This window comes from Aerosakkonema funiforme FACHB-1375, assembly GCF_014696265.1.
GTDB lineage: Bacteria > Cyanobacteriota > Cyanobacteriia > Cyanobacteriales > Aerosakkonemataceae > Aerosakkonema > Aerosakkonema funiforme_A.
In genome coordinates this window covers 16,825-43,459 of the sequence record NZ_JACJPW010000050.1, presented here as the reverse complement: position 1 = coordinate 43,459, position 26,635 = coordinate 16,825, and the positions used below count along the sequence as shown (strand labels likewise).

Annotated in this window: 25 protein-coding genes; 17 read left to right on the top strand and 8 right to left on the bottom strand. The window is 42.5% G+C overall.

Features of this window, described 5'->3' with window-relative positions:
- Positions 1-24: 24 nt before the first annotated feature.
- From H6G03_RS19710 to H6G03_RS19700, 3 genes are all read right to left on the bottom strand, one after another.
- The gene (locus tag H6G03_RS19710; protein ID WP_322111941.1) at positions 25-756 is read right to left on the bottom strand and encodes a DUF6615 family protein; all 732 of its coding nucleotides are present in this window, start codon (positions 754-756) and stop codon (positions 25-27) included.
- Between the two features lie 323 nt (positions 757-1,079).
- On the bottom strand, positions 1,080-1,481 hold the full coding sequence (locus H6G03_RS19705; protein ID WP_242057049.1) for a DUF4351 domain-containing protein: 402 nt from the start codon (positions 1,479-1,481) through the stop codon (positions 1,080-1,082).
- Positions 1,482-1,592: 111 nt separating this feature from the next.
- Positions 1,593-2,795: a bifunctional sterol desaturase/short chain dehydrogenase gene (locus H6G03_RS19700; protein ID WP_190467107.1), complete on the bottom strand. Its 1,203-nt coding sequence runs from the start codon at positions 2,793-2,795 to the stop codon at positions 1,593-1,595.
- A 147-nt stretch (positions 2,796-2,942) separates the two neighbouring features.
- On the opposite strand from H6G03_RS19700, the gene H6G03_RS19695 reads away from it, so the two are divergent.
- The 6 genes from H6G03_RS19695 to H6G03_RS19670 all read left to right on the top strand — a co-directional run bounded on the left by H6G03_RS19695 (position 2,943) and on the right by H6G03_RS19670 (position 9,162).
- The gene (locus H6G03_RS19695) at positions 2,943-3,584 is read left to right on the top strand and encodes a YybH family protein (RefSeq protein ID WP_190467103.1); all 642 of its coding nucleotides are present in this window, start codon (positions 2,943-2,945) and stop codon (positions 3,582-3,584) included.
- Position 3,585: 1 nt separating this feature from the next.
- A complete protein-coding gene (locus tag H6G03_RS19690; RefSeq protein WP_322111939.1) occupies positions 3,586-4,875 on the top strand; it encodes a glycosyltransferase in 1,290 nt (429 codons plus the stop codon).
- A 110-nt stretch (positions 4,876-4,985) separates the two neighbouring features.
- Entirely contained in the window at positions 4,986-6,053 is a 1,068-nt protein-coding gene (locus H6G03_RS19685; protein WP_242057025.1) for a DNA-methyltransferase, read from the top strand.
- Complete coding sequence (locus tag H6G03_RS19680) at positions 6,050-6,937, top strand: NotI family restriction endonuclease (protein ID WP_190467100.1); 888 nt, start codon at positions 6,050-6,052, stop codon at positions 6,935-6,937. The genes H6G03_RS19685 and H6G03_RS19680 overlap by 4 nt, the downstream gene beginning before the upstream one ends.
- Before the next feature lie 86 nt (positions 6,938-7,023).
- A complete protein-coding gene (locus H6G03_RS19675; RefSeq protein WP_190467097.1) occupies positions 7,024-8,736 on the top strand; it encodes an N-acyl-D-amino-acid deacylase family protein in 1,713 nt (570 codons plus the stop codon).
- A gap of 9 nt (positions 8,737-8,745) precedes the next feature.
- Positions 8,746-9,162, top strand: a complete 417-nt coding sequence (locus tag H6G03_RS19670; protein ID WP_190467094.1) for an Mpo1-like protein — start codon at positions 8,746-8,748, stop codon at positions 9,160-9,162.
- 205 nt (positions 9,163-9,367) lie between these two features.
- On the opposite strand, the gene H6G03_RS19665 is transcribed toward H6G03_RS19670, so the two are convergent.
- Positions 9,368-9,682, bottom strand: a complete 315-nt coding sequence (locus tag H6G03_RS19665; RefSeq protein ID WP_190467091.1) for a transcriptional regulator — start codon at positions 9,680-9,682, stop codon at positions 9,368-9,370.
- A 244-nt stretch (positions 9,683-9,926) separates the two neighbouring features.
- On the opposite strand from H6G03_RS19665, the gene H6G03_RS19660 reads away from it, so the two are divergent.
- From H6G03_RS19660 to H6G03_RS19630, 7 genes are all read left to right on the top strand, one after another.
- Positions 9,927-10,931: an aromatic ring-hydroxylating oxygenase subunit alpha gene (locus H6G03_RS19660; protein WP_190467088.1), complete on the top strand. Its 1,005-nt coding sequence runs from the start codon at positions 9,927-9,929 to the stop codon at positions 10,929-10,931.
- Positions 10,932-11,118: 187 nt separating this feature from the next.
- Positions 11,119-11,859 carry a hypothetical protein gene (locus tag H6G03_RS19655; RefSeq protein WP_190467085.1) on the top strand — a complete coding sequence of 247 codons (741 nt, stop codon included), beginning with the start codon at positions 11,119-11,121 and terminating at the stop codon, positions 11,857-11,859.
- Positions 11,860-12,003: 144 nt separating this feature from the next.
- On the top strand, positions 12,004-12,210 hold the full coding sequence (locus H6G03_RS19650; protein WP_190467082.1) for a DUF433 domain-containing protein: 207 nt from the start codon (positions 12,004-12,006) through the stop codon (positions 12,208-12,210).
- Between the two features lie 66 nt (positions 12,211-12,276).
- Positions 12,277-13,344 carry an aromatic ring-hydroxylating dioxygenase subunit alpha gene (locus H6G03_RS19645; RefSeq protein WP_190467079.1) on the top strand — a complete coding sequence of 356 codons (1,068 nt, stop codon included), beginning with the start codon at positions 12,277-12,279 and terminating at the stop codon, positions 13,342-13,344.
- Positions 13,334-14,257, top strand: a complete 924-nt coding sequence (locus tag H6G03_RS19640; protein WP_190467076.1) for a ferritin-like domain-containing protein — start codon at positions 13,334-13,336, stop codon at positions 14,255-14,257. Before H6G03_RS19645 ends, H6G03_RS19640 begins: the two co-directional genes overlap by 11 nt.
- Positions 14,258-14,259: 2 nt before the next feature.
- Positions 14,260-15,465, top strand: a complete 1,206-nt coding sequence (locus H6G03_RS19635; protein WP_190467074.1) for a P-aminobenzoate N-oxygenase AurF — start codon at positions 14,260-14,262, stop codon at positions 15,463-15,465.
- Positions 15,458-15,748, top strand: a complete 291-nt coding sequence (locus H6G03_RS19630; RefSeq protein WP_190467071.1) for a 2Fe-2S iron-sulfur cluster-binding protein — start codon at positions 15,458-15,460, stop codon at positions 15,746-15,748. The genes H6G03_RS19635 and H6G03_RS19630 overlap by 8 nt, the downstream gene beginning before the upstream one ends.
- A 32-nt stretch (positions 15,749-15,780) precedes the next feature.
- Here the strand turns inward: H6G03_RS19630 and H6G03_RS19625 are convergent, their stop codons facing one another.
- From H6G03_RS19625 to H6G03_RS19615, 3 genes are all read right to left on the bottom strand, one after another.
- Positions 15,781-16,242 carry a type II toxin-antitoxin system VapC family toxin gene (locus tag H6G03_RS19625; RefSeq protein WP_190467068.1) on the bottom strand — a complete coding sequence of 154 codons (462 nt, stop codon included), beginning with the start codon at positions 16,240-16,242 and terminating at the stop codon, positions 15,781-15,783.
- 8 nt (positions 16,243-16,250) lie between these two features.
- Positions 16,251-16,577 (bottom strand): hypothetical protein, encoded by a 327-nt coding sequence (locus H6G03_RS19620; protein ID WP_190467065.1) that lies wholly within the window; start codon positions 16,575-16,577, stop codon positions 16,251-16,253.
- A gap of 248 nt (positions 16,578-16,825) precedes the next feature.
- Complete coding sequence (locus H6G03_RS19615) at positions 16,826-17,029, bottom strand: hypothetical protein (protein ID WP_190467063.1); 204 nt, start codon at positions 17,027-17,029, stop codon at positions 16,826-16,828.
- Positions 17,030-17,052: 23 nt separating this feature from the next.
- On the opposite strand from H6G03_RS19615, the gene H6G03_RS19610 reads away from it, so the two are divergent.
- From H6G03_RS19610 to H6G03_RS19595, 4 genes are read left to right on the top strand one after another with little or no spacing between them, the layout of a single operon-like run.
- Positions 17,053-18,075 (top strand): aromatic ring-hydroxylating dioxygenase subunit alpha, encoded by a 1,023-nt coding sequence (locus H6G03_RS19610; RefSeq protein WP_190467060.1) that lies wholly within the window; start codon positions 17,053-17,055, stop codon positions 18,073-18,075.
- 9 nt (positions 18,076-18,084) lie between these two features.
- A complete protein-coding gene (locus H6G03_RS19605) occupies positions 18,085-18,831 on the top strand; it encodes a sterol desaturase family protein (RefSeq protein ID WP_190467056.1) in 747 nt (248 codons plus the stop codon).
- Positions 18,828-19,436 carry an acyl transferase gene (locus H6G03_RS19600; protein ID WP_190467054.1) on the top strand — a complete coding sequence of 203 codons (609 nt, stop codon included), beginning with the start codon at positions 18,828-18,830 and terminating at the stop codon, positions 19,434-19,436. Before H6G03_RS19605 ends, H6G03_RS19600 begins: the two co-directional genes overlap by 4 nt.
- Complete coding sequence (locus H6G03_RS19595) at positions 19,436-20,980, top strand: GH3 family domain-containing protein (RefSeq protein ID WP_190467051.1); 1,545 nt, start codon at positions 19,436-19,438, stop codon at positions 20,978-20,980. Before H6G03_RS19600 ends, H6G03_RS19595 begins: the two co-directional genes overlap by 1 nt.
- An 11-nt stretch (positions 20,981-20,991) precedes the next feature.
- On the opposite strand, the gene H6G03_RS39295 is transcribed toward H6G03_RS19595, so the two are convergent.
- Positions 20,992-26,544, bottom strand: coding sequence for a CHAT domain-containing protein (locus H6G03_RS39295; protein ID WP_206756637.1), 5,553 nt, complete (start codon positions 26,542-26,544; stop codon positions 20,992-20,994).
- Positions 26,545-26,635 lie beyond the last annotated feature (91 nt).

Below are 26,635 nucleotides of genomic sequence, written 5' to 3'. Positions count from 1 at the left end.
GATTTATTTTGCAGCTAATGGAGATTATACGGGTTCGCCTCGTTCTTTAAAGATTGTAAGCGTTCGTAAATTTGGATCGGGTTGCTCTTCTAACTCATTATTGAGCAGCGAGCGAACATAACTCGGTGGTTCCTCCGTTAGTTCAATTTCGTTGTAAATTTGCCGATAGCCGTCTAATTCGCCATTTAACTCCCGACGAACGCTTGGGGTAAGCTCTTCAAAAATTGCCTCCTCAACTTCTAGGATAAATTCTCTCCAATATCTAAAAACCCGACTTGGTAAATCACCTTTGCCATATCCACGGCAGCAGACCAAACAATGCCAAGGACTTACATAACTCAGTAAATTTCTAAAGTGTGTTGCTTTGCGGCCTTTAATGCTTCGCAAGTAGCGGACTGCAAAAGCAGACAAGATAGAGCAACCATAGCTTTCCTCAACAGGGTAGTAAGTTGCACACTTCCAAGGCAATTGTTGGAACGTGTTCCAATTTGAGTAAAGACAGTACAAAGGAATACGTGCAGGCGGCTTTTGTAATGCGTTCTGGATAAGAGTGTCACATTGAAACGGTGAATATTTATCTTTCTGGTAATGAAGATGTTTGAAAGAGTTTGTTTTCATATCTATGACTTTAGCTTGTACTCTAAAACCAATCCATTTTCTGCTAGAGCCTGTGAACCACCACTCCCAATCAGCACCGTTTAAACCTTCTTCAGGTTTGCTGAATGTTCGGCTATAAACCTCTGATGTGTGTCGGATTTTTAACTCAAGAATATTTAAATCTGTTAAAGTTTATTCTCCAATTTGACAATCTACAGAACGTCCTCTTGCAAGAGTATCCCATGTCCATAAAGCACGGCTTCTGAAGGTATCACAAAGAGTTGGGTGCATTGGAAATAAAAACCAGGAATAACAAATAGCTATAAGAGCAGGATTTCGATCTTAGCCTACAAGAATACTGGATCGGTTGAATCGATCGTACTACTAACAGGTTAGAAGCCAGCTATATTAGGCTGCTGGCAAACTACGAGTTCTTGCTTAGACAACTGCGCCTCTGTTAGTTTTCTTACAGCGCAGCGAACCTACGCTCCCTGTTGGGCCAACCATGCGTCTAAATCAGACAGATTAGAGAAATCCAGTAATGCCTCTGCCAATGATTCCAGTTGGGTAATGGATAGGGGATCAATTTGTACTCTGACTGACTCAGGCACTTCTCCCACTCGTCGAGTAAGTTGGCGCAAGATCAACAATTTCGCCTCATCTTCTCTAGCCTCCTGATACACCCGTGTTTGCTGTAAGCTAATTCCCAACATCGCTTCTACCTCCGCTCGGCTCAACTGAGTAAACTTATACACCATAATTGTCGTTACCATCTCTAGGATGGCACGACTTGTTTCTGATGGTAATTCCTGTTGCGATCGCGCCAACAAATTTCGAGCTTCTATCGCTGCTTGATTTTCTTGAAGCGTTATTGGTTGAATCAATTATACTACTAATAGGCGATACGCAAGTAAGCGATTTTACTCCAAGATGTAGAGTCAATTCATGAATTGACTCTACATTTGTAGTGAATGAGGCGATAAAATGCGTAAGTCCTACTTAACTTGAGTGTGGGCGGACGTAAACAAGCGGAAATAAAGGGATTGGAAAAACTCCTTAATCGGAAAGGCAATATAACTAATGGGATTAATGGTAACAATAATGTTCCGGAAATCCCGCTTTGCTAAAGCGACGATCGCCCAAGAGACCCATCGGGCAGACATGACACCATAGGGATTTAGCTGGCTCTTAAATGGCCCCAGTATCAATTTGCGGATAATGCAGGGAGCATCGAGGCGACGCAGAGTAATCAAGTCTCCCAGTGTTCTTTTTGACAATTCGTACAAAGGACTTAAAGCCGGATTCACTTCTGCTTCGGAGGTATTAATCCAGAGTTCTTTGATAGCTTTGTGGTCGGATTCTGTGACAGTACTGAGAAATAATTCAGCTAATTTCAGTGCGGAAAAAGTGTTGATTTCATAAGACTTTTGGATGGCTTCAGGAGAGCGATCTCCGTACACATTTACACCGTGGTTAACAATCAAAATATCAACGCTTTTCAGACGGGTCATCAAGTCTGCCTCAGCCCCTAACTGCCACTGCAAAACTTCAATTCCCGGCTTAAATTGTGCATCTTTGCTAGTAGTTAACGCGACTATTTTAGCTCCCTGAAGCGACAATTCCTCCATCAACGCCTGTCCCAGAGTGCCGGAGGCTCCGGTAATTGCTACCACTTTTCCTTTGAGAGATAAACTCGTTCCCAATACCTTGTCTACTACGGTAAAGTAACCGCAAAAGTAGGCATTGCCTTGATCGAAATGGTGTCGCCAATGATAAGTACGATTCACCGTCCATCGCGACGGAATTTCCACCAAATCCCCAGGTTTATGGGTTAAATCGGTTTGGAGGAGCAGCCCTTGGGAACGAGCGATCGCAGGAATCAGGAACATCAGAGAATAGAGACAGCCGAGCCACATTCCATAGTTCTGAGCCAGTCCTGCGACTAGAGCAGTTGACCCCACCATAACTAGGGCTTCGGGCACATCGTTGTACCACTGGGCTTTCTTGTACATTTCTAAGCTCGTCATGCTCAAATCGCGACGATAAGCTTTGTGGTGCAGGGTATGGTAGCTCTGTAACGGTTTCCAATAATGTCCCGCGAGGTGGTAGACATCCCGCACCAGTTCCGCAAAGATGACAGAGACGAGTCCCAGGAGTAATTGGATGAATATTTGACTGTATACCAGTTGGAAGTCCATATAGCAGTTTGAAGCCTAGCCAGTTTACGATCGTATTTCCATAAATTATCGCTAAATGTAACGTAATGTATAGCAAGTAGTGGTTTATCTCTATAAGTTGCGAATCTAGAAAGCGATCGCCGATGGTCAGCGAGAAACTAACCCTACATGACGAAACAGAGACAGATAAGCCATAAATGCACGCAGCTACTTTGGAGCATTTTGCTCGTGCTGGCAATTTGGAATTTGCCGCAATGCGCTCTGGCAGATGTCAGCCAACAGGACATTAATGCGATAATTCGCACGCGGGAGATGGCTGTGCAAGCTCTCAATTCTCGCGATTTTTCCAAAATTGAGCCTTACTTACATCCAAATTTCACGATTACAACGGTCGATAACCGCGTTTTCCATAAGGTGCAGGATTTTGAGAAGTACTGGAATCAGCAGTTTTCCAGTTCGATCGCAAAGATCGCAATGGAAGTTAAGGTGGACGATCCCAGAAGGTTCCTTTCCCCGGAGACGGCGATTTCTTACGGAGATGCGATCGCCACTTTTTCTTTCCGGGATGGCAATCAGGCTACGATGGCGATGCGGTGGACAGCAGTCCTGCAAAAGTTTCAGGAAAAATGGACGATCCAATCGCTGCATTTTTCTGCCAACTTACTGGATAATCCGGTACTGAACGGTACACAGCGCATAGGTCGCGTTATGGCGATCGCCGCAGGGGTAGGCGGCTTCCTGTTGGGGTTAATTGCAATGCTGCTGTGGCGTCGCTGGCGCAAACAACCAACGGAAAGAGATAGCCAGTAAAGTGGGAATAAGTAACTATCGGTCAAGTAATGATATTAGCGTCGATCGCGATCGTCGTTTCAAAGCAACTCTGGTAGTTTTACTTGTCTGGGGTATGGTGAGTTTGCTGCACTGGCGATCGGATTTGCAGTGGCTAATTGTAGGATTAACAGCACTCCTGTCCGTTCAAACGGTACGGATGCTGATGGCAAAACCGATTTCTGTGGCAAGCGAGGATATTGCTTATTTGCCCACCGTGTCGATTTTGGTTCCCGCGAAGAATGAAAGTGCAGTTTTAGCCGATTTAGTTCATAGCTTATTCCAATTGAATTATCCAAGCGATCGCCTAGATATTTGGATTATTGATGATGGCAGTACCGATGCAACCCCCCAGATTTTAAGCAAATTACAAACTCAATTTCCCACATTACAGGTGCATCGACGCGCATCGAAAGGCGGTAAAGCAGGGGCGCTAAATGCCGTTTTTGCCTCTACCCAAGGAGAGATTGTGCTAATTTGCGATGCCGATGCTCTGGTTCCTGCGAATTTCTTGGGGGAAATTGTACCCTTATTTCAGGATAGGGCGATCGGTGCGGTGCAAGTACGAAAAAGTATTTCTAATGCTGATACGAATTTCTTAACTCGCTGTCAGCAAATGGAAATGAGTTGTGATTGTTTTCTACAAATTCATCGCATTGCCGTTGCCGGAATGTCTGAGCTACGGGGTAATGGAATGTTAGTGCGTCGGGAACTACTAGAAAAATGTAACGGTTGGAACGAGGACACAGGCACAGAGGATCTGGATCTTACCTTTAAACTTTACCTGGCAGGCGCTGAACTTGCTTTTGTCACGAATCCAGCCATTCAGGAAGAAGGCGTAACTACTTGGAGAAATCTTTGGCGTCAACATTGCCGTTGGGCAGAAGGTGGCTATCAGCGTTATCTGGATTATTTCCCCCAAATCCTGACACTAGGTTGGGCGAAAGAAATTGATTTACTATTGTTTTATCTATTGCAATTTCTGCTCCCGATTGGGCTTATTCCTGACTTGATCTGGACAATATTTTACAGCCATTACCCGATTTTATTGCCACTGCAAACACTACTCAGCATCATTCTGACAGTAGGTTTTATGGCTGGCGTTTACCAATTTCAAGGTATACGAGGATGGTCTTTGCTTTGGGCAACAATTCAAGGCTCTCTCTACATGATACATTGGATTCCAGTGATGATTGTGACGACATTAAGTTTGTGCGTGAAACGAGAGCGATCGCCGTGGATAAAAACCGAACATTACGGTCGAACTGGTTAGGTGCCCTATAGTTACATAATTACGTAGTAAGTTCTTTAAGTAATAAACGTTTGCACCAAAAAATACCCGAATTCAAGTATAGTGGTATGATGAAATGTTCAGGTGTAGCCATGACCGAGGAGAACGAACCTTTAAAAGCCTTGGGTGCGGTCAAAGATTATCTAACCTCATCAGATCGTATACCACTGTTTTTACAGGGTGACACTTATGGGCTTTTAAAACTCTTTCCTTCTGATAGCATTGATTGTGTAATAACATCTCCGCCTTATTGGGGTCAAAGAGCTTACATTAATGGAGGAATTGGGCTTGAGGGTAAATGGGAAGACTATATTAATACTTTGCTTGCAATTTTTTCCGAACTTAAACGCATTCTTAAACCTACAGGCTCTTTTTGGCTAAATATCGGAGATGCGTATCAGCGTAAATCTCTAATTGGTATACCTTGGCGAGTTGCACTTGCAATGACCGATAGACAGGGTTGGCTTCTTCGCAACAATGTTATTTGGAATAAAGTAAAAGGCTCACCCGACAATGCGAAAGACAAGCTGCGAAACATATATGAACCTGTCTTCCATTTTGTCAAAACAAATCGCTACTTTTATGATGTTGATGCAATCCGCTCAAAGCCCAGACAAGCCAAAGTTGTGAATGGTTCCGTAGTTTCTGCGACGGGTGTTTCTGGTATACGCTATCGCCGACAAATTGAATTATCTACAGCACTTAACGAGTCCGAACGTACCAACGCACTAAAAGCTCTTAATGAAGTCTTAGAAGAAGTCCGCGTCGGTAAAATCTCTGATTTTCGCATGATTATTCGCGGTCAGCAACGAACCACGCATTCTGATTCGGCAAGAGTTTCTGGACGAGCCCGTGAACTCGCCGAACGCGGTTTCTACTTTCTCAGATATCACCCTAACGGCAGTAAACCCGGTGATGTTTGGGACATTATTCCGGAGGATACTCAAAAGCGAACACTGCACTTTGCACCGTACCCAGAAGATCTCTGTAAAATTCCAATTCTGGCAACCTGTCCAAAAGATGGCGTTGTCCTAGATCCATTTATGGGTACAGGTACAACAAACCTTGTTGCATTTCAACTAGAACGTAGATCGATTGGAATTGATATCTCAGATGAATACATTGCTGTTGCTCGTGAAAGGTGTGGACTGCTTCTATGACTAAAGTTACTGAATTGTACGGACATCCTACTAACCAATCACTTTCTTGGAGTGAGATTGTATCTGGTCAAACCTGTCCATTTTTAGCTCGCAAATGCCTCAAAAATCGGAAAAGTGAGCCTGATATTACTATTGGCACCTGCTCCGTCTCTTATGGGAGAGAATCGCGAAACATCATCATTTGCCCCTTTCGACTTCTTGAACGCAGCCAAATCTTTATTGATTGTCTTCATTTATTGACACTACATCAACCCGGTAATGAACTTCGGATTGTTCCTGAAATTTCAGTGCCTGGAGGTAGCATTGATTACTGCCTTGCATCTGTACGTTTGGGAAAAGTTATTGATTTTATTGGCATAGAATTGCAAACGCTCGACACCACTGGTACAGTCTGGCCTGAACGACAACGCTTTCTTCAAAATCATGGTTTGCCCGTAAGAGATGTAGATGTTGCATCGGCAAAAGGCTTTGGTATGAACTGGAAAATGACTGCGAAGACAATCTTGATGCAACTCCACCATAAAATTCACACATTTGAACATCTCAGCAAACATCTTGTTCTAGTAGTTCAAGATTGCCTTATTGATTACATGAAACGGGAATTCTCCTTTGAGCATATTCAAGCTCCCCGTCTCGGAGACCCCATGCACTTTCACTCTTACGAACTGCTTTCCCAAACTTCAGGCTATCGCATTCAACTTACTGAACGGTGGAGTACCGACGCAAATGGTATTGCACAGTGTCTTGGTTTACAAACCAGCCCAAGAGTGGAACTTGAGGCAATGTTGAGACAAATTGAGGAGAAACTACCACAAAGTACTTTGCTGTCTGTAGGACTACCCCTACCAGTTTCTACACATGAGGATGTTGCTGATGATAGCTAAAAATTACCAAACAGAAATAATTTGCTGAGTAGAATGCGATCGCTCCAGGGTTAATTACAGGTAACAAGCAAACATAACAAAGAATTATGTTAGATTTGCTGATAAAAAACGGGTTAATTTTCGATGGTTTGGGCTCTGCGCCAGTGCGGGGAGATATTGGTATTCAGGATGGTAAGATTGTGGCGATCGCTCCCTCATTATCTCCTAATTCCCATCAAGTTGTAGATGCTTCCGGTTTGTGGGTGACGCCGGGATTTATCGATATTCACACTCACTATGATTTAGAGTTAGAAATTGCACCGGGATTGAGCGAATCGGTGCGTCATGGCGTTACCAGCGTTGTCATTGGTAATTGCAGCTTGTCTGTTGCGATTGGTGCGCCGCAAATGCTAGCAGATATTTTTCAGAGAGTCGAAACACTTTCTCATCAACTGATTGCCAAATGGTTGAAACAGTCTGTTTCTTGGCAGACACCCGCAGAATATTTAGAACATTTACAACAATTACCCCTTGGTGCCAATGTTGCGCCACTATTTGGGCATAGTGCCTTACGCGCTCATGTGATGGGATTGGAACGCAGCTTAACCGTTCAACCAACAGAATCCGAGCTAAAAACGATGCAGCAAATGGCGGCAGATGCTTTAGAGGCGGGATTTGTTGGGATTTCAATTGATATGTTTCCTTGGCATAGAATGAGTGGAGAATGGCGCGGCTGCACAATTCCATCTCAACACGCGAAATTGAAAGAATATGCTATGCTAGCCGATCTCTGTCGGGAACAAGATTTAGTCTTTCAAGTTACGCCGAATTTGCAGCGACTTGCTTCGTTTCTCGATATTATGCGGATGGGATCTGGAATTGGGCAAAAACCATTAAGATTGACTGTTTTATCGGCGCTGGATGCCGTACACGATCGCAAACTGTGGCGATTATTTTCTCCCCTTTTATTCATCTGGAATCGCATTCTCAAAGGTAATGTTCGCTTTCAAACGCTGACCGAACCGTTTACAATTTATTCTGATGGTTCCGTCACTCCTTTATTTGAAGAATTTCCGACAGGCGCACAACTGAATAGCTGCAATTCGCGACAAGAACGGCAAAAATTATGGGAGTCGGAAACTTTTCGCCGCCAATTTCGCCAAGAATGGCTAAATAATTGGCGTAAATCATTCCACCGTCAGTTAGATTTAATGGAAATTGTGCGCTGTCCGGAAACGAGTTGGCAAGGGTTAAGTTTTGCTGAAATTGCCGCTCAAAAACAACAAGAACCTGTAGATTTTTTTATGGAAGTTTTGCAAAAGTACGACACAGATTTGCGTTGGGTGGCGACGGGAGCGAACGATCGCTTAAAACCGCGTTTGGCGCTGATGCAACACCCCTATATTTTGCCCGGTTTTACGGATGCTGGCGCTCATGTGCGTAATCTGGGTTACTATGATGGAGCCTTATCTTTGCTCAAGCAAGCGGTGGTGACGAAGTTCCTCGCACCGGAAATGGCGATCGCTCGCGTTACGGGAGAAGCCGCCCGTTGGTTTCGCCTCGATACGGGAGTTATTAAAATAGGTGCTAAAGCCGATCTCGTTTTACTCGATCCCAAGGCTTTAAATCAACCCATCAGTCCGCAAGTGGAAATCTCAGATCCGATTCTGGATGGCGAACCTCGGATGGTCAAACGCGGTTCGGATGATATTATAGAAGCTGTTTATATTAATGGGATTCAGGTTATCGATAAAGGTAAAGTTTGCGATCGCTTAGGTAGAGAACGTCTGGGAACCGTCTTATCTCCGTGCGTTTTATGAAGAAATTTTATGACTGAAAGCAATGCTAATCTTCGACAAAAATTGAGAAATCGGATAGACGATCGCACTTTGGCTCATCCATTTACAGATTACTGGGATATTTTTGTTCTCAAACACCAGCACCCAATTAATGTCGCTCTACATATTGTGGGAATATTCATTTTTTACGGATTGCTCTTTTCAGCCTGGAAATTGCAAAACTTCTGGTTATTCTTGGCTTTGCCTCTGACTCAGTTAGTCGGGTTGAGCGGACATTTGTTATTTGAAAGAAGTCATATCGATTTCCAAGATGCGGTGTTTTCTTGGCGGGCTTCTCGCTGTTTGGGTCGAATGCTCTTAAGGGTTTTGTTAGGCAAGTATGGTGAGGATATTCGCCAACGGCAAGAAGTGTTGCGAAAGTATCAGTCAAAAGGTAATTATAGCTAGGGACTAGGGACTAGGGGCTAGGGGCTAGGGAAGAGGGAAAAGGGTTACGGAGTAAGGGATGGAAGGTGAGAGGTAAGAGTCCGAGTTATCCTAACACGGGCGATTGCTATAAATAAGTTGTATAACTGTATGAGTTAAAAAACAAATACAGAAAATTATATGGGATTTAAATATTCAATAAATCAATTTTATTCAGTTGTTAAGATTATTTGGCTTTCTCTTGCTGTTGCGCTTTTTTACGAGCGATCGCTTCGTGGGGGTCTTCATCCCCTTCTGCATATCTCATCAATTCTGTCATCGACCAGCCGATCCCATAGGCAAACTGCATTAACTTTTCTAATCTTGGATCGGCTTTACCTTCCGACCAATTAACTAGCGTGTTAAATGCAATTCCAGTTATTCTCCCTAACTGTCTAGAACTACCAATACTCTCATCTTTCAGCAACGCCTCTATTAACTCACCGATGCGTTTGTGGACTTTGCTATCGAATAGTAAATTTTCCTCTGTTTTTTCCGACATTTCAGTTTCCCAGTTAACGGTAGGGACTGTTAAATAGTATACATTATAGTAGGATAACTTTTACAAGTTTAGAACTAAATTAAAACTTGCTACTATAGAAGTTAATGTTATTTAACTGAAGTTGCTACTTACTTGCATCACAATGGTTTGAAATGGGTAATGGGTACGTTGTTGCGCTTTAGCGCTAAAGTCAAACAACGTAGCAGTTCAGCTTTGCATAAAAAGATAACACCAACGTTCAATTATGCAGATATTCAACAATTGGAATGTAGTTGCTAAGGGTTGGTATATTGCCTGTCCCAGCAGGGAATTATCTCAAGGGAAAGCCAAATCTGTAGAGGTTTGCGGGCAAAGAATTGTTGTGTTTCGGGGTGAAGATGGGCGAGTGCGTGCGCTTGATGCCTATTGTCCTCATTTGGGAACAGATTTAGGAATTGGACAGGTTGATGGGAATTGGATTCGCTGTGCGTTTCATCATTGGGCATTTGACGAAACGGGATATTGTCAAAACATTCCCTGTCAATCCGAAATTCCTGCTAAAGCTAAATTACAAGCTTATACAACCGAGGAAAAATATGGGTTTATTTGGGTTTATCCCGATGCTGAAGCACCAGAGAAAGTTGCTGATTTTGATGAACTGAAGGGCAAAGCAATTGTTACGCAAGCAGATACGGCATTTGAAAGAAGTTGCCATCACCATATCTGTATGATGAATGGCATTGATGCTCAACATTTGAAGACTATTCATCATTTAGATATCAAAATGGATCTATCTCTACACCAGAACCAATTAGGGACGCAGATTGACTTTACAATGCGCGGCGAATTTCCACAAACAACGTTTCGAGAACGGTTAGGTCAGCGATTTTTAGGTTCTAGTTATGAGTATTCGATGCGCTATGCAAATGGTTGCATCGGTTTGTTAACAATGATGAAAAAGGTGCGGCTATTTCCGACACTTCATATGCTCTATGCTTACACTCCGATCGCACCTGGAAGAACGCGCATTCAACCGATTTACGTTACAGAGAAACGTCAAGGCATTATGGGATATTTGCTCAGTCAGTTTTTATTGTTGTGTACCCGCTTGGCTTACTATATGCTCAGAGATGAGGATGGCAAGATTTACGACAATATTCGCTTTAATCCGCAGGTACTCTTGAGTATTGATGCGCCATTAGCTCAGTATATGCAGTATGTAAACCAACTTGAACCGTCTCGGTGGTCGCCGAGTCTCAAGGATGAGTAATAAATATCTCCAGAAAAGAATCTAAAAGGCAGGCAGGATGCCTACCCCACAAGAATTTTTGCAGATGTCTAATGAATAATAAAAGCAACCATTTTGAAATCTGTCACGTTGCTCATCACCTCCAGCCAATTTGCTCGCTAAACTGTTAAGTGTATTCCCCAAAACCGAGTCTCGGTACTTCCCGAAAATGAATAGTTGGCTGGTTCCCGTTGAAAAGTTACGTCCATGCGATCGCACAGCAATGTATGCGCTTCTAGAAAATCACTTTGAAGGTGTAACCTGGGATGGTTTTCAAACCGATCTCGACCGCAAAAACTGGGTGTTATTGTTGAGGGATGAAACATCCAATGCTTTGAAAGGGTTTTCGACGATGATGTTGTGTCAGACGGTTTTTTCCGGAGAACAAATCAGCGTTGTTTATTCTGGCGATACGATCGTCGATCCTAGCGCTTGGTCAAGTACAGCTTTACCGCGTACCTGGATCGCCGCTGTGAATTTTCTGCGCCAACACTATGCTGAAAATAAACTGTACTGGCTGCTGATTTGTTCTGGTTTTCGCACCTACCGCTTTCTGCCGACTTTTTGGCAAGAGTTCTATCCCCGCTACGATGCAGCAACGCCCGATCGAATAGCAAATCTGATGGGGAGTTTGGCGCGGGAATATTATGGCAATTCTTACCAAGAAGCGATCGGAATTGTCCGTTTTAAACATCCACAAATTCTCAAAGATAGGTTAATTGAAATCTCGACAGGACGACAGACAAATCCTCACATCCAGTTTTTTGAAGAAAAAAATCCTGGCTATCGGTTGGGTGATGAATTGGTTTGTTTGACTGAAATACGTTATGATAATTTGACCCGTGCTGGACAACGTATGTGGCAAGCAAAATCGTCGCTACAATTTGTGCAAGAGTCTGTTATTAAATGATACACTCAGCAGGGCATTGTGAAATTTTGTACAAACTTATTGCAAATTCAATAAGTTTAAATTAAAATTTTTTAAATGGAAGCTGTATATACGTCTTGTCGATGAGGTTGAGATAAAAATATTGTATATTTAGAGGGAAAAATTATGTTAGGATTTGACCGCATTACATTCGATCCCAAAATAATGGCAGGACAAGCTTGTATTCGCGGGATGAGAATTCCAGTTTCATTGATTTTGAATTTGGTGGCTAATGACAAACCAGTCAATGAAATTTTAGAAGAATATCCAGATTTAGAAGCAGAGGATATTCGTCAATCTCTGCTCTATGCAGCGTGGTTGGCTCAAGAGTGAGTTTACTTCTTCAAAGCTGCTATAAGCAAGCTTTAGATAAAGATAGTTGAAATTTGAAATAAAAAAATGTCTTCTGCCAAGCCACACTCGACCTTTAACAATCCGACACAATTTATAGAAGGATGGTACTGGGCATTGTCATCGAGAGAATTAAAAGTTGGCAGGGTAAAAGCTGTCACGCTTTTGGGTAGAAATTTGGCAATTTATCGGGGTTTCAGCGGTCAGGTAGTGGCGATCGATGCCTATTGCCCTCATATGGGCGCTCATTTGGCGGAGGGAAAGGTAGATGGGGATGGAATTCGCTGTTTTTTCCATAACTGGAAATACGATTCTAAGGGAATTTGTGTAGATATTCCTTCGCTTGTTAAACCGCTACCTGTATGTATTAAAACTTGGCAAACTGAAGAAAAGTACGGCATGATTTGGGTTTGGGTAGGAGAAGAAAAGCCAAGTTCGCTTCCGTTTGTGCCGGAACTGGAAGAAGTAGAATGCGATTATATTTTGGGGACTCGGTTTGTTAAAAATTGCCATCCGAATGTGCTGCTAATTAATGCGATCGATGCCCATCATTTCAATACAGTACACAATCTGCCCTTGGAAATAGTATTTAATTCGCAAGAACTGAAATCTAATGCGATCGCTTTTAGCAACACTACGCGGGGAGGTGATGATTCCTGGTTAATTCGCTTGATTCGTCCTTTATATGAGAATGAAGTGACCTACAGTATGTGCTATTGGTATGGCAGCACCGGGACTGTAACGCTTGGCCCCGATTTTTTGCACTTCTATATTATGTTTGCTTTGCGAATGATAGAAGGCGGTAAAACAGAAGGACAAACTATCTTGGTGACTCGCAAGCGATCGGGATGTTTGGGATGGGGTATAAACCGGGGTTTACTGTGGTTAACGCAGCAGGTTGGTAATTACTTTGCCAAGGGAGATACGCAAGTATTTCAAACGATTCAATTCGATTTGAAGACTCCGACAAAAGCCGATCGCTCAATTATAGAATTTATCCAGCACGTCAATCGCCAGAAAGCTTTAACCTGGGGAAATTGGGAAGCTGTTAATTACTCAGAGGATAACGATCGCCATTCTTCATCTACTTCTTTAATGCTCGATTATGACAAATGACAATTTAAAATATCCAGTTTCAGGATTTGACTTACTGCATACAGAATCCGACGATAGATTGCGACGCATACTCACAGCAGCATTGCCGCATCGTGTAAATTGCACAGTTAATTCCTACCGTGAATGCGATTATTGGGACGCTGCATTTTTTAACCTAGATCGAGTCAAAATTTTTCAAGCCGCAAGTGATGTCGAAAAATGTGCTATTCTGCAATTAACCAATCGCAGCTTGTTAGAAGAATCCTATTTCATAGAGAAAGCCGGCGTTGGCTACATGGCAAAAATGGTGTTGTTAGCAGAAACAGTTGAGGAGCGAATGCTCTACGGATTGTTTGCGGCTGATGAAGCTACTCACCTCAGTCATATTGGTTATTTTTGCCCGGAAATGGAACAAATTGGCAGCGAAAACCCGTTTCTGCGGTTATTAGCAGAAGTAGTTGAAAGTGCAGATAAAACGGTGCTGTTGTTTGTGTTACAAGTGGTGTTAGAAGGATGGGGTTTAAGTCATTACCGCCGACTGGCAAAAGAATGTCGCCATGAAGTTCTTGCAGAGCTTTTTTTTAGTTTTTTGGACGCAGAAGCACGCCATCATGCTACGGGAAGTTTATTGTTTGAGGAAATTTCTATTTCACAATCTAGTCAAACATTAATTATCGAACTGTTGGCAAGGTTTCTTATGATGGTACAGGTGGGCCCGCAAAGCGTGCTGACAGCGATCGAACGGGTGATGGGACATCTGTCGCGATCGCAAAAAATTCAAATTCTGCAAGAATTGGATACGGAAACTCACAGCGGGATGCGATTAAAACTGCTGCGATCGCTCATGCAGGGAGGATCTGGTGATGCGATCGTCCAAGCGTTAGAAGAACGAGGATATTTTGCACCACTACCCGCTCATAAATGCGTATATTAAATATGAAAGACGATCTAAAACAAACTGTTCGGCAACTGTCAGATAATCCAACGATATATCGCAAGTTGCAAATTAATTACACACGCAACAAACTGCACGATCGCACTGCTGCGATCGATGAAGCAGTCGGACATTTTCGTTATGAAGATTGCCGAAACGAATATTGGAATCCAGAAGAGTTTTCGTTGCTGTACGGTACGCCTTTATGGGAACAATCCAGCCAACATCAGCGCGTCATTTTAAATCAACTTTACTGGGTAGCCTACTACTCCCAAATAGTCTCCGCAGAAATTGCGACAATCTTCTTCAATCAAACCAGTGCAGCCGGACTTTACGCGCAGGAAGATTTTCGTTTAATCTGCGATACTTTAGATTTGGAATCCTCTCAAGAACGCGCTCACATCAACGCATTTCGCACTATTGCCAAACAGGTTGAGGAAGCTTTGTTTGGAGAGCATATCTTTACCTACCCAATGCGAAGTCCCTTTACCGAAACAATGGTTTATGCCGACACCAATGCGCTAAAAACTTGGTGGAAAAAGATGCAATTGCAATACTTTGGCTTAATTTCGGCGAATAATACCTTTTTGGCTTGTCAGTATTTCACAGTTAGAGGAGTGCGGACGTTAAATGGTAAATTGATCCAACACAAACTCAGCAACTATTATCAGAAACATCCCCATCAAGACAAAGCACCCATTCCCGCTAAAATTTCTTATTATCACTTTCTGGATGAAAGCTTTCATTTCAATAGTTCGACAATTATATCTCACGATGTTGTCACTTGTCTTGCGCCGCCGACTGCATTTGAAAGTTCGATCGCTAATTTAGGATTATGGGGATGTCAGCGCGATCACTTTCACTTTTCGGCTGCGATTAATGGGATTTTCTGGTACGATCCGGCGCTGTATGGCAAGATTTATCGCGTGTTGCGATCGCCTCTTTTCGCTCTAACAGACATAGAGGCTAAAGAAATGATGCGACGCTGTTTTACCGAAGAGTCAGAAGGATTACACCGCAGTTATTTAACGCATCAGGAAGCAATGGAATCTTATAAAGTCTATGTTGAAAAACTCGATTACCTGTGGAAACGCAATCGCGAAATGTCACTCATGGCATCAAATTCAATTCCGCGATATTTGGAAATCCAAAAAAAAGCCTTTCAACGCTTTGAACAGCAACATCAAGAGGATTTGTGCCATGTCTGATTTATGTACAATCTCCTTTCCCGGAACTGATTATCCCCCCATTACTCTGCAACCGCATCAAAATTTATCCGAACATCTCACAATTCAAAATTCACCTGTCTTATTTGGTTGTCGGACTGGCATTTGCGGAACTTGCTTAGTTGAAATGCTTGGCGATATTCCTGCTACTAAAGCAGATGAACAAGAAATGCTCGATACCTTCGCTCCCAATGTTCCGAATGCTCGATTAGCTTGTCAAATTGACCTTACAGCCGATGTAGAGATTTGCAGGTTGCAAAGATGATAGGAGATCCGGTTGATAGAGAATTACATTTGTTAAGCTTCTGTTGGAGGAGAATACCAAGTTTCTATAGAAAGAGAACGCACTTCTTGGATTCTTTGAAAGTCGCGATCGGCAGAAACCAGGGTGAGATTGTGTTGGATAGCAATTGACGCAATCCACAAATCATGTTGGCTAAAGCCGATATCAATCATCCGAGTTCTTCTGCGTTTACTTTTCTCCTTTGGCCCAAATTTTTGCATCAGTTCAGCTTGAAACTTCCCATATATCTCAGCAGTTATTGAGTCGATTTCGTAGATGATAATATTTCTTAAAAACTCCTTAACTCGATTGAGATTGCTCTCTCTTTTTTGGGAATTTTCTGCCATGTAAATCAGTTCAGCCTGCACGATAACGCAAGTGGCGATCTGAAATTGCTCAAGTGCTGCCAACCGAGAAAGGATATCTGGTTGATTTTGAATTGCTAAACTACAGTGATTTGTATCTAACAAGTACATGACACAACTCAGCCTTCTTCAGAATCTTCATTTTCAGCATCAGCAGCAGGGATGTATATCCTACTACGGGAATTATGCACCAATTCTAAACATTCCTCTAAATCATCTCCTTCCCATTTCCCAATTCGTTCCAGCGTTTTTAGGATTGATGCTCCAGTAGAAGGAGGCTGCTGTTCTGTAGCAGATGACTGGGGAGAGCGAGATTTTAAGAAGAGAAGAAATTCCAAAGATATTGCTAAAATTGGATCGGGAGTTTGTTCAATTTCTTTAATAAGTCGCTCTCGGATAGATGTTTCCTTGGATATATCTTGTTTAATCGGTTCTTGAGTTTGCATTGTTTCAACCTCTATATAGCTGATGAATTGGGATATTTAATTATTATAGCAACTGCGACACCTTGCTGGATATCGATGCGAGTTTATAGATATCATCGTCAGTGTTTGCTTGAGAGGTTGCCATAATTTAGATACGATCGCTTTCGTCACACCCCACTATACACCATGCAATTTGCAGATTTTTGGTACATTGTTGCACTGAGCGATCGCTTAAAAAGTCTGAAAATGGATATCTAACCAAAATTATGTCATTTTTGGAGTAGCTGGGCATAGACATCATCCTCTGTGTTGTTCCAAACTGTATCTAATGATGTTTGACTGGCTTGAAGCCAAAACTCAGCTTCTTCATCAGGTAAAACTGTTACTAATACTTTTGCCCCTTCGGGTAACTCTGATGACTCCAGTAGTTCAATTTTTCCTTCTCGAACAGTAGCCCAAAAGGTTTTCAGCATATCCACCTCATAAACTTCACTGTATGCAATTTGCAGATTTTTGGTACATTGTTGCATTGAGCGACCAATTAAAACCTAACACGGTGTTGGCGCGATCGCTCTTAGGAGAATGGCTGGCAATTTTTCGCGCAGAAGATGGGCAAGCTGTGGCGTTGCGCGATCGCTGTTTGCATCGCAATAGCCGCCTCTCAGCCGGAAAAGTTTGTCGCGGTGCATTGCAATGTTCTTATCATGGTTGGATATACGATCGAAATGGTAATGTTATTGCTGTTCCTGCTGAAGGAGATTCGTTCAAACCTTCCCAGCAGCGTCGAGCAAAATGTTACGCAACAAAAGAACAGGATGGTTATATTTATGTGCGGTTAGCGGACGACTTGAGCGAAGATTTTCATCCCTTTTCCATGCCTCATTATCAAGAACCTGGGTGGGAGACAGTGCGGGTAATTAACCGTTTTGCTAACAACGTTACCAATTGTGTGGAAAACTTTATTGATATTCCGCACACAGCCTTTGTTCATCCTGGTATTTTCCGTACTTCCCGCCAACAAAAGTTAGAAATGATTGTCGAACGCTGCAATGGTTCGGTTTTGGTGGAATATCGGAACGAAACCAGCAATCTGGGATGGTATAGCCGTTTTCTCAATGAGCAAGGTGTTGAAATTAAACATAGCGATCGCTTTTATATGCCGAATATCACCTGTGTAGAATACAAGATGGGAGACAACCGCCATTTATTCATTACAAGTCAATCTATTCCAGAAACAGAAAATTCAACGCTAGTTTACACTGATGTTACTTATAACTACGGGATCTGGAATAAACTGGCGCGTCCGTTTGTGCGATGGACAGCACAACATATTATTCAACAGGATGTCAAAATTCTGGGCATTCAGGGGGAAACGATCGCCAAATACGGCACGCAATTTTATCATACACCCGCCGATACAATTCATGTATTTGTGGAGTCGATTCGAGATGCGATCGCTCGTGGCGAAAACCCGCGACAACTACCCCATCAATCGGTTAAAGTTACATTTTGGGTATAAAATTTAGCTATGCAAAGCATTGCACAAATTCTCGTTTTTGTTGCTTTTATCGGATTGGTTGGATGGACGATATTCGATAAATACGGTCGAACTCAACTCAAAGCAAAATCTCTTGAAGATTGGTTAATCGATAGTGTTGGGTTGTTTGTGCAAGGAATTTTGATTCCCCTACTGCAAGTTACGTTAATTTATCAGCTTTATCGTCACTGGCTACCCATAGCGCACGAATCTCTTAAGCTACCTCTAATTTTAACATTTATGCTCAGCTTTGTTGTAGTTGATTATCTCTATTACTGGAATCATCGCCTCTTGCACTTTGCTCGCTTCTGGCAGATCCATCAGGTGCATCATACTGTAACTGATTTAGATGTTTTGGGAACATCTCGCAACACGCTTTGGGCGAGTTTTCTAATTGTTTATCTGTGGGTTCATGCCCTATTTATGTACTTGCTAGCCGATCCAACAGGCTATCTTTTAGGAGTTAGTTTAACTTCTGCTCTAGATTTATGGCGACACAGCCGACTGACAATTCCTTCACATAGTTGGCTTTACCGTTGTCTATCTCCTTGGTTGATTCTGCCACAGGATCACTCATGGCATCATTCCAGTCAATCACCTCACTGCAATTATGGTGCAAATCTGAAACTTTGGGATAGGTTGCATGGAACTTATTATGAAGGTAGTCAATTGCCAACCAAAATCGGCATCGCCACCCAATTAAGCTTTAGTCAAAAACTTTTCTTCCCCTTTTCATGACAGTAATTAGTACGATTTTGTTGTTCTTTCCTACCCTTGTGTTATTGCTAACTGGGATGGGATTTGTCTACTTTGCACATTCTCCCGGTATCGTAAGTGGGATGGCGATTCTGAGTTCTCTCTACGGTTTGCCAGTGCTAGCCTACCGATTACATCAGTGGGTGTATCCGGTGCGGGAGGGTATTAGTTATTTGCGGGGAAAAAAGTACAGTCCTTGGTGGGGAAGCCATCAAATCCAGGCTATTTATATTGCGATTCCCGCTTTAGAAGCGGTGTTGAGATTGATTCCGGGCGCATTTTCCTACTGGTTGCGTTTGTGGGGTGCTAAGGTAGGGCGAAATGTGTACTGGACACCAGGATTGGAGATTGCCGATCGCGGTTTTTTAGAAATAGGCGATCGCGTTGTAATTGGACATCGCGTTGGCATCTATTCCCATGTCATCAAACCTCGCAAACAAAACTTGATGTTGTATGTCAAAAAAGTTCAAATTGGCAATGATGTATTTGTAGGAGCAGGCTCGCATCTCGCCCCTGGTGTAGTTATTCGGGATGGCACTTATTTACGAGTCGCCACTAATCTTTATCCCAATCAAAAGGTGAAATAATGCGTCAATTAATTCAACTGTTTGGGCAACTTCTTGCACCAACTGCCCATCGATTTTATCGAGCATTGGATAACCCTCAATTAACTCAGGCATCTGTACAGAAAGATATCTGCGATCGCCTCATTCAAAGCGAGTATGGCAAATCCTTGGGAATTCGTTCTGTAGCAGATTGGCAGCGCGTGCCGATCGTCGATTATGAAGCACTTGCACCTTGGATTTTAGGAGAGCAAAATCAACATCCCAAACGCGATCGAATTCCATTAACTCCCGAACCCATTTTGTTTTATGAAAAAACATCTGGCAGTAGTGGCGCAGTTAAATGGATTCCTTACACGCGATCGCTACGAAAATCTTTCAATCAGATGTTTTGTGTTTGGGCAAACGATCTGATTCAACATGGGCCTCAATTTTCAACTGGAAAGCTCTACGCCTGTATTTCACCTCAATTAGATGAAGCGAATACCAAAAAAGATAGCTCTTTATCTCTGCAAGATGACCTGGATTACCTAGACGGTTGGTTGCAGTGGTTTCTACGTCCCTGGTTGGTGATGCCGGATAAACTCGATCGCCTGCGCGATCCGCATCTGTTTAAACATCAACTTGCTTTAGCATTGTTGCAAGCCCAGAAATTAGAAATTATTTCTGTTTGGAGTCCGAGTTTCCTCCAGGTGCATTTAAATTATATCCAGGCAAATCAGAAGTTATTAGCAAAAGAATTACAGCACAAAATTTCACGCGATCGTCTGCAAATCCTCGCTGAAACCAAAATTCCCTGGACACAACTATGGTCAAACTTGAAGCTGATTTCTTGCTGGGATAGTGCAAATGCAGCAGATGGGGCAAATGGACTGCGATCGCAATTTCCAGGCGTTTTGGTTCAGGGTAAAGGTTTGTTAGCTACTGAAGCCCCTATGACAATTCCGTTAATTGAAGCTGAGGGATACGTGCCAGTTCTCGATCGAGTCTTTTTCGAGTTTGAAGACGATAAAGGTTGCCTACATAAATTGCACGAACTCAGCACCGGACAGACATACACAATTATTTTATCCCAAAAGGGCGGTTTGTATCGCTATCGCATAGGCGATCGCATTCAGGTGACTCATTGGTATCGCCATACTCCCTGCCTAGAGTTTCTGGGGCGACATCAAAATATTAGCGATTTAGTTGGCGAAAAACTGCAAGAAACCTTTGTGCGCCATATTTTAGAAGGCTTGAATCTCGAAGGAACCAGTTTTAAAAGCTTAGTTCCAGTTGCCAATCCACCTCACTATATTCTGTTACTCGATTCGGCAAAAGAAACGCCCGATATCCTTGCTCAACATTTAGATCGTGCTTTGTCAGAATCAAGCCAGTATCACCGCGCCCGATTACTCGATCAACTTGCACCACCACAGGTTTTAATCTCTCCCAAAATTCCGGAAGTATTAGCTTTGTACCGCGTTCGCACCGGCAGTATTTGGGGTGGCATTAAACATCCCATTCTCGTAACATCACCTATTAACGTTGCACTCCTACAAGCGTATTTTTCTTCTCCTAGTCCCTAGACGCTACTTTCCTACCAGGGATTGCCAATCAGTACAAATGTAGCCCAGTAGTGAGGGTGAGCAAAATTTATCGCAGCAGTTTCAGCTAATTTGGGAGGCAATACCGCTACCGTATGTTCAAATACGCGCAATTTTCCCGCTTCTACTCTCATTTGACCTTTCAGTAGGGCAATTTGTGCTTCTCTAAGAGCGAATGCGCGAATGGGAGCTTGCTGCAAGTGCTGGTAAAATATTACCATCAGTCCGAACGTGCCCCGATCGTCGGCTTCCCACAGACTTGCTAGGGCCGATCGCACACCAGCTTGTACTCCCAATCCGGCAAATCCCAATTCTGCGCGTTCGTCTCCCAACGCCGTGCGGCAAGCAGAAAGTACCAATAACTCCACAGGCGGGTCATTCCAGTTTAACTGCTGCATTTGAGGCAATGGCAAGCGAGTATCCCAAAGCTGAATGTAAGAATTATCGGGCTTTCCTGTTTTAAAGTCTGCATGAGTTGCCAAGTGAACAATTTCAAAAGTCTGCTGAGTGCGTTGTGCTTTGAGATTGTTGAACGTAAAGCTTTCATTTAAGAAAAATTTACTTTCCCCCAACTTAGAAGTAATAGTTGCTAACTCAACAGGTACAAAAGGTAAAGGTCTTAGATCCCGAAATTGCGATGCTCCCATTCCCAAAACTCTAGCTTTCTTAAGATTGGCGTAGCGAGGTTCGCTTAAGCTGAAACTGGGAATCAAAGCTAAACTATATTGCTCGATCAGGAACTTTTGACCGTCGTGAAGTGCTGCAAATGGTAGAGATCGCAAACCTGCATCCGGAACTAATACCAAATTTTCAATTCCTTGCGATCGCAACGTTGGTTGAATGGGAGCAATGAGAAAATTATACAGTTGTTGGGCTGAAGCTAAATAACTGGTTGTGCGGGTTTTATATTTATTTGTTACTTCCCTACGCATTTCAGTTGCTAACGCTAGCACTTGTTCGCGTTTGGCTGTGGGAATTTGCAGGTTAATAGCTGGACTGGTTGCGGTCACTACTATAATATGTAGCGGATCGTCAGGAGAGCGATCGCACAACGACTGCTGAACTCTTTGATTTTCCTCTGTAGCTAACCCATCCTGGGATGCGGGACGAGCAAGATTTCCTCCTCTAGTTGCAGTAGAACTAGAGTTAAGGTTGCTAATAGTAATATTACCGGAAGCTGTGAGTGCGATCGCACCTCCATCACCCGTAACAGAACTGGTATCAATCGTTCCAGCCGTTGTATTAATTTGCCCTTGTTGACTTGCGATCGAAATCTCGCGACCCGGATTTCTTATACTACCTGTGGTAATATCTCCCTTAGCTGCTAAGGTAATCCTGGCATCGTCAGCACCGCTGATAGTCCCATTTTGATAACTAATTATACCAAGGGTTTGCAGCGTTACTGGGTCTTCAAAAATTACATCACCTGCCAAAGTTATCGTTCCGCTGCCATCCGTTCTGCCAACAGTAATTGAACGAAAGCCATTTTGCAACAAAATTAACTCTGTACTGGTTAAATTAAGAACGCTATTGTTTCCAGTATCCGTTCCTCCTATTTGAATTTCTCGATTAACCGTTAAAGGTTCAATTCGTAAATCTCCTGTTCCAGAAACAACTCCCGAAAAATCAATTTCATCTCCAATTAACGCCAGATTACCAGCACCGCCACTGATATTTCCGCTAATACTAGCGGGAGGAACAAAAACGAATATATCCGTTCCATCACCTCCCGTTAAGTTTTGAAATTGGCTGAAATTCAGCGTGCTGTTGTACGTACCGCTATTATTTCCGGTCAGAGTCCAAGCATTAGTTGTATTTCTGCCAATCAGCGTACTGGCTGCATTGTTAGTTCCAATAATATTTTCAATATTGCTAGCTACCAACGCCTCTAAATTGACAGTTAAATTACTGGTAAAAGCAGTATAATTTAAAGTGTCTGTGCCATTTTTTCCATCAATGGTGCCATTCCAGTTAATTCCATCATTAAAAACAAAGTCATCGTTAAGGTTACCACCAACAAGCTGTTGAAAGTTCCCAAAATTGAGATTACTATTAAATGTGCCGCTATTATTTCCCGTAATTGTCCAAACATTATCTTTGTTTGTGCCAATTATGGTGCTAGTGGCATTCGTCGTTCCCATAATATTATTAATATTGATAGCTGTGTTTCCTAGCGTGCCAAAATCTACAGTTAATGTGGTAGTATAGGCAGAATAATCGAGAGTGTTTACTCCATCATTACCATCAATAATTCCACCCCATACCACTCCATCGGCAAAGATGAAACTATCCTCTAAGCTTCCGCCTGTTAAACGTTGAAAATTTCTGAAATTGAGATTTTCATTAAGCCGACCGCTGTTGCTATCTGCAATATTCCAAATGTTGTTAGTATTCTTGGCGATTAAGTTAATGGTAGCATTGTTCGTGCCAACAATAGTTTCAATACCTACAGCATTGAGAGTCGCTAAATCGATGTTGATAGAACTCGTGAAAGCCGAATAATTCAGCGTGTCACTTCCCGATTTACCATCGATATTGCCACTCCAATTAATTCCATCACCTAAAACAAACGTATCATCTAAACTTCCACCTATAAGATTTTGAAATTGGCTAAAATTCAGGGTATTATTCAGATTGCCGCTATTCGTTCCTCTAATATCCCAAGTATTGTTTGCATTACCGCCTATCAGGGTACTCGTTGCATTCGTTGTACCGATAATCGTTTCAATACTCGTTGCACCCAGCGCCGCTAAGTCTACAGTTAAGTCAGTTGTAAAGGCCGAATAATCTAAACTATCTATTCCCGCATTACCACCAATTGTTCCACCCCAGTTTACACCATCATCAAAAACAAAATTATCGTCCAGCTTACCACCTAGAAGATTCTGGAAATTCTTAAAAGTGAGAGTGCCATTTAGATTACCGCTGTTCGTTCCTGTGAGATTCCAAGTATTGTTTGTATTCGTGGCGATGAGAGTGCTAGTTGCATTGGTTGTCCCAATAACTGTTTCAATACTTGTTGCACCTAAAGCGGCTAAGTCTACAGTTAAGTCAGTTGTAAAGGCCGAATAATCTAAACTATCTATGCCATCATTAGCATCAATATTACCTCCCCACTTCACCCCATCATTAAAAACGAAATTATCGTCCAGCTTGCCACCAACAAGATTTTGGAAATTCCTAAAAGTGAGAGTGCCGTTTATATTACCGCTGTTCGTTACGGTGAGATTCCAAGTATTGTTTGTATCATTACTAATAATAGTGCTAATTGCATTTGTTGTTCCTATAACTCTTTCAATACTTGTTGCACCCAAAGCGGCTAAGTCTACAGTTAAGTCAGTTGTAAACGCCGAATAATCTAAGCCATCTATTCCCTCGCCGGCATCAATTTTTCCCGCCCAGTTTACACCATCATCAAAAACAAAAATATCATCTAAAATTCCCCCTTTGAGATTTTGAATATTATTAGCAGTTAAAGGATTGGAATAACCGCTGATACTGACTGAATTGCTGCCTGTAATTGTCCAAGTTGTATCGCGATTAGGGCCGATTAAACTTGAACCGCCTGCAATGTTGACCGGAGCGTTAAAGCTGGTATCATCAAGTGTAAGACTGCCAGTACTATCAGAAGTTCCAATAATAATTTGAGAAAACCCTTTTTGCAGAGTGGCGATTTCGGAATTATCAAGATTTAAGTCATCATTCTCAAAGTTTCCACCGATAGTAATGCCTAAATTGGAGTTAAGGGGTTGTAATTCGATTGTACCAGTACCTTTAATTTGAGTTGTGCCAAGGAGGTTTATTTCATCAGATTTTAGAGTAAGATTTCCGCTACCAGGAGTCGGGTTAATGTTACTGTCTTTGATTTCGATTCCTGCTACATCTACTGCGCCAGTACCAGTGAAAGTAATAGCACCACTGGTAGATTGAACGCTACTAAGATTTCTTAAATTAATTCCACTTCCAGCTGTATTCGACGCGCCTGTAATAGTTATAAAACCGCTAGCAGTAGTAAGCTGACTGCTATTCTCAATCAAAATTCCATCATTATTACCAGTACCATTGAGGCTAATATTTCCATTGCCTGTGACAGTTAGTTGGCTATCAGTATTGATTTGTATGCCTTCATCGCCATTACCAGTGCCAGCAAGCGTTATGTTGCCGTTATTGACGATCAATTGACTATTGCCAGCAATTCCTACACCGTCATTGCCACCAGTACCATTGAGTATAATATTTCCGTTACCTGTGGCAATTAGCTGACTGTCAACGTTGAGCAAAATGCCATTTCCACCCGTGCGATCGCCTGTACCATCGACCGTGATATTACCGTTATCAACGCTAAGTTTGCTATTAGTAATAATGACTCCAGGACTTGTACTACCACTGCCACCAATACTGCCATTGATTGTAATATTTCCATTACCTGTAACTGTTAACTGGCTGTCAGTAATCGCTACACCAAGAGAAGTATTAGAGGGATCTTTACCGATTACTGTAATACTTCCTCCACCAGTATCAATGGTAGTAACAGTTTTAATATGAATAATTGGAGATGAATCTGAATTACTCCCCACGGCAGTTAAATTAATATCACCGCCACCTGAATTCACAGAGGGATTGTTCGTAATTAATATCCGGCTAGCATTGATTGTAATATCCCCACCCAAAGTATCGATAGAATTAAAAATAGCAACTCCGGCTGTACTACCTGTCAAGTTGCCGTTATTAACGTTAAAAACGAGATTCAAAGGGGCGCTACCAGGTATGCCTTGAATTGGTTGGGTAATCGAAATACTATTATTAGCATCGAGTTTCAAAGCTCTTTCGGATGTTAAATTAAACGTTAGCGGCGTATTCAGGCTAATATCTCCAGCTTGCGTACCACTAGAATTTGTCGAGATAGTTACATCACCTAAATTCAGTGCGGCGGTAATCAAATCAACACCTAATTGTGCATTATCAGCAGATGGTTCAAAGGGAGAAGTTTCGTTGATGTTGGTGTTGCCGTTCCCTGCCACAATGGTGATATTGAAAGGATCGATCAGCCATTCGCCGCCTAAACCTGCTGTTGCGCCTACATTGGGGATACTGGTAATGATAAGCGATCGCATTCCACTTGTCTCAACAAACCCACCATTCCCTCCCAGCAAACCGCCTCGCGCCGTCAAATTACCGTAAACTTGCGTAGTATCTTGTGCAAAGACGATAATTTGACCGCCATTACCTTGTTGCACAGCATCCGCAGCAACAACAGAATCGGGACTAACAAAGGTATACTGTGCATTGGGGAGAGAACCGAGGCGCGATCGATTTCCACCAATAAAAATATTGCCGCCACCGTTTGCACCAGACGCATCGATATTAGCATTGAGGAGAGCGATGCGCGAACCTAGAACATTCACTTCTCCACCAACTGACTGCTGACTGCGACTAAAAACATTACCAGAAACAATTGTTGTTCCTCCTGCATCCGGTACAGAAATACCCGATCCCATCAAAACTACTTGTCCTTTTTCGTTCACCGAGACACCCGCATTTCTCACAAACTGATTCGAGAAGCTGATTTTGGGATGAAAAGTTGACCTTTTTGAAAAACAAAAGATATGGGAACAGTCGCCATAGAAAAATTTAATC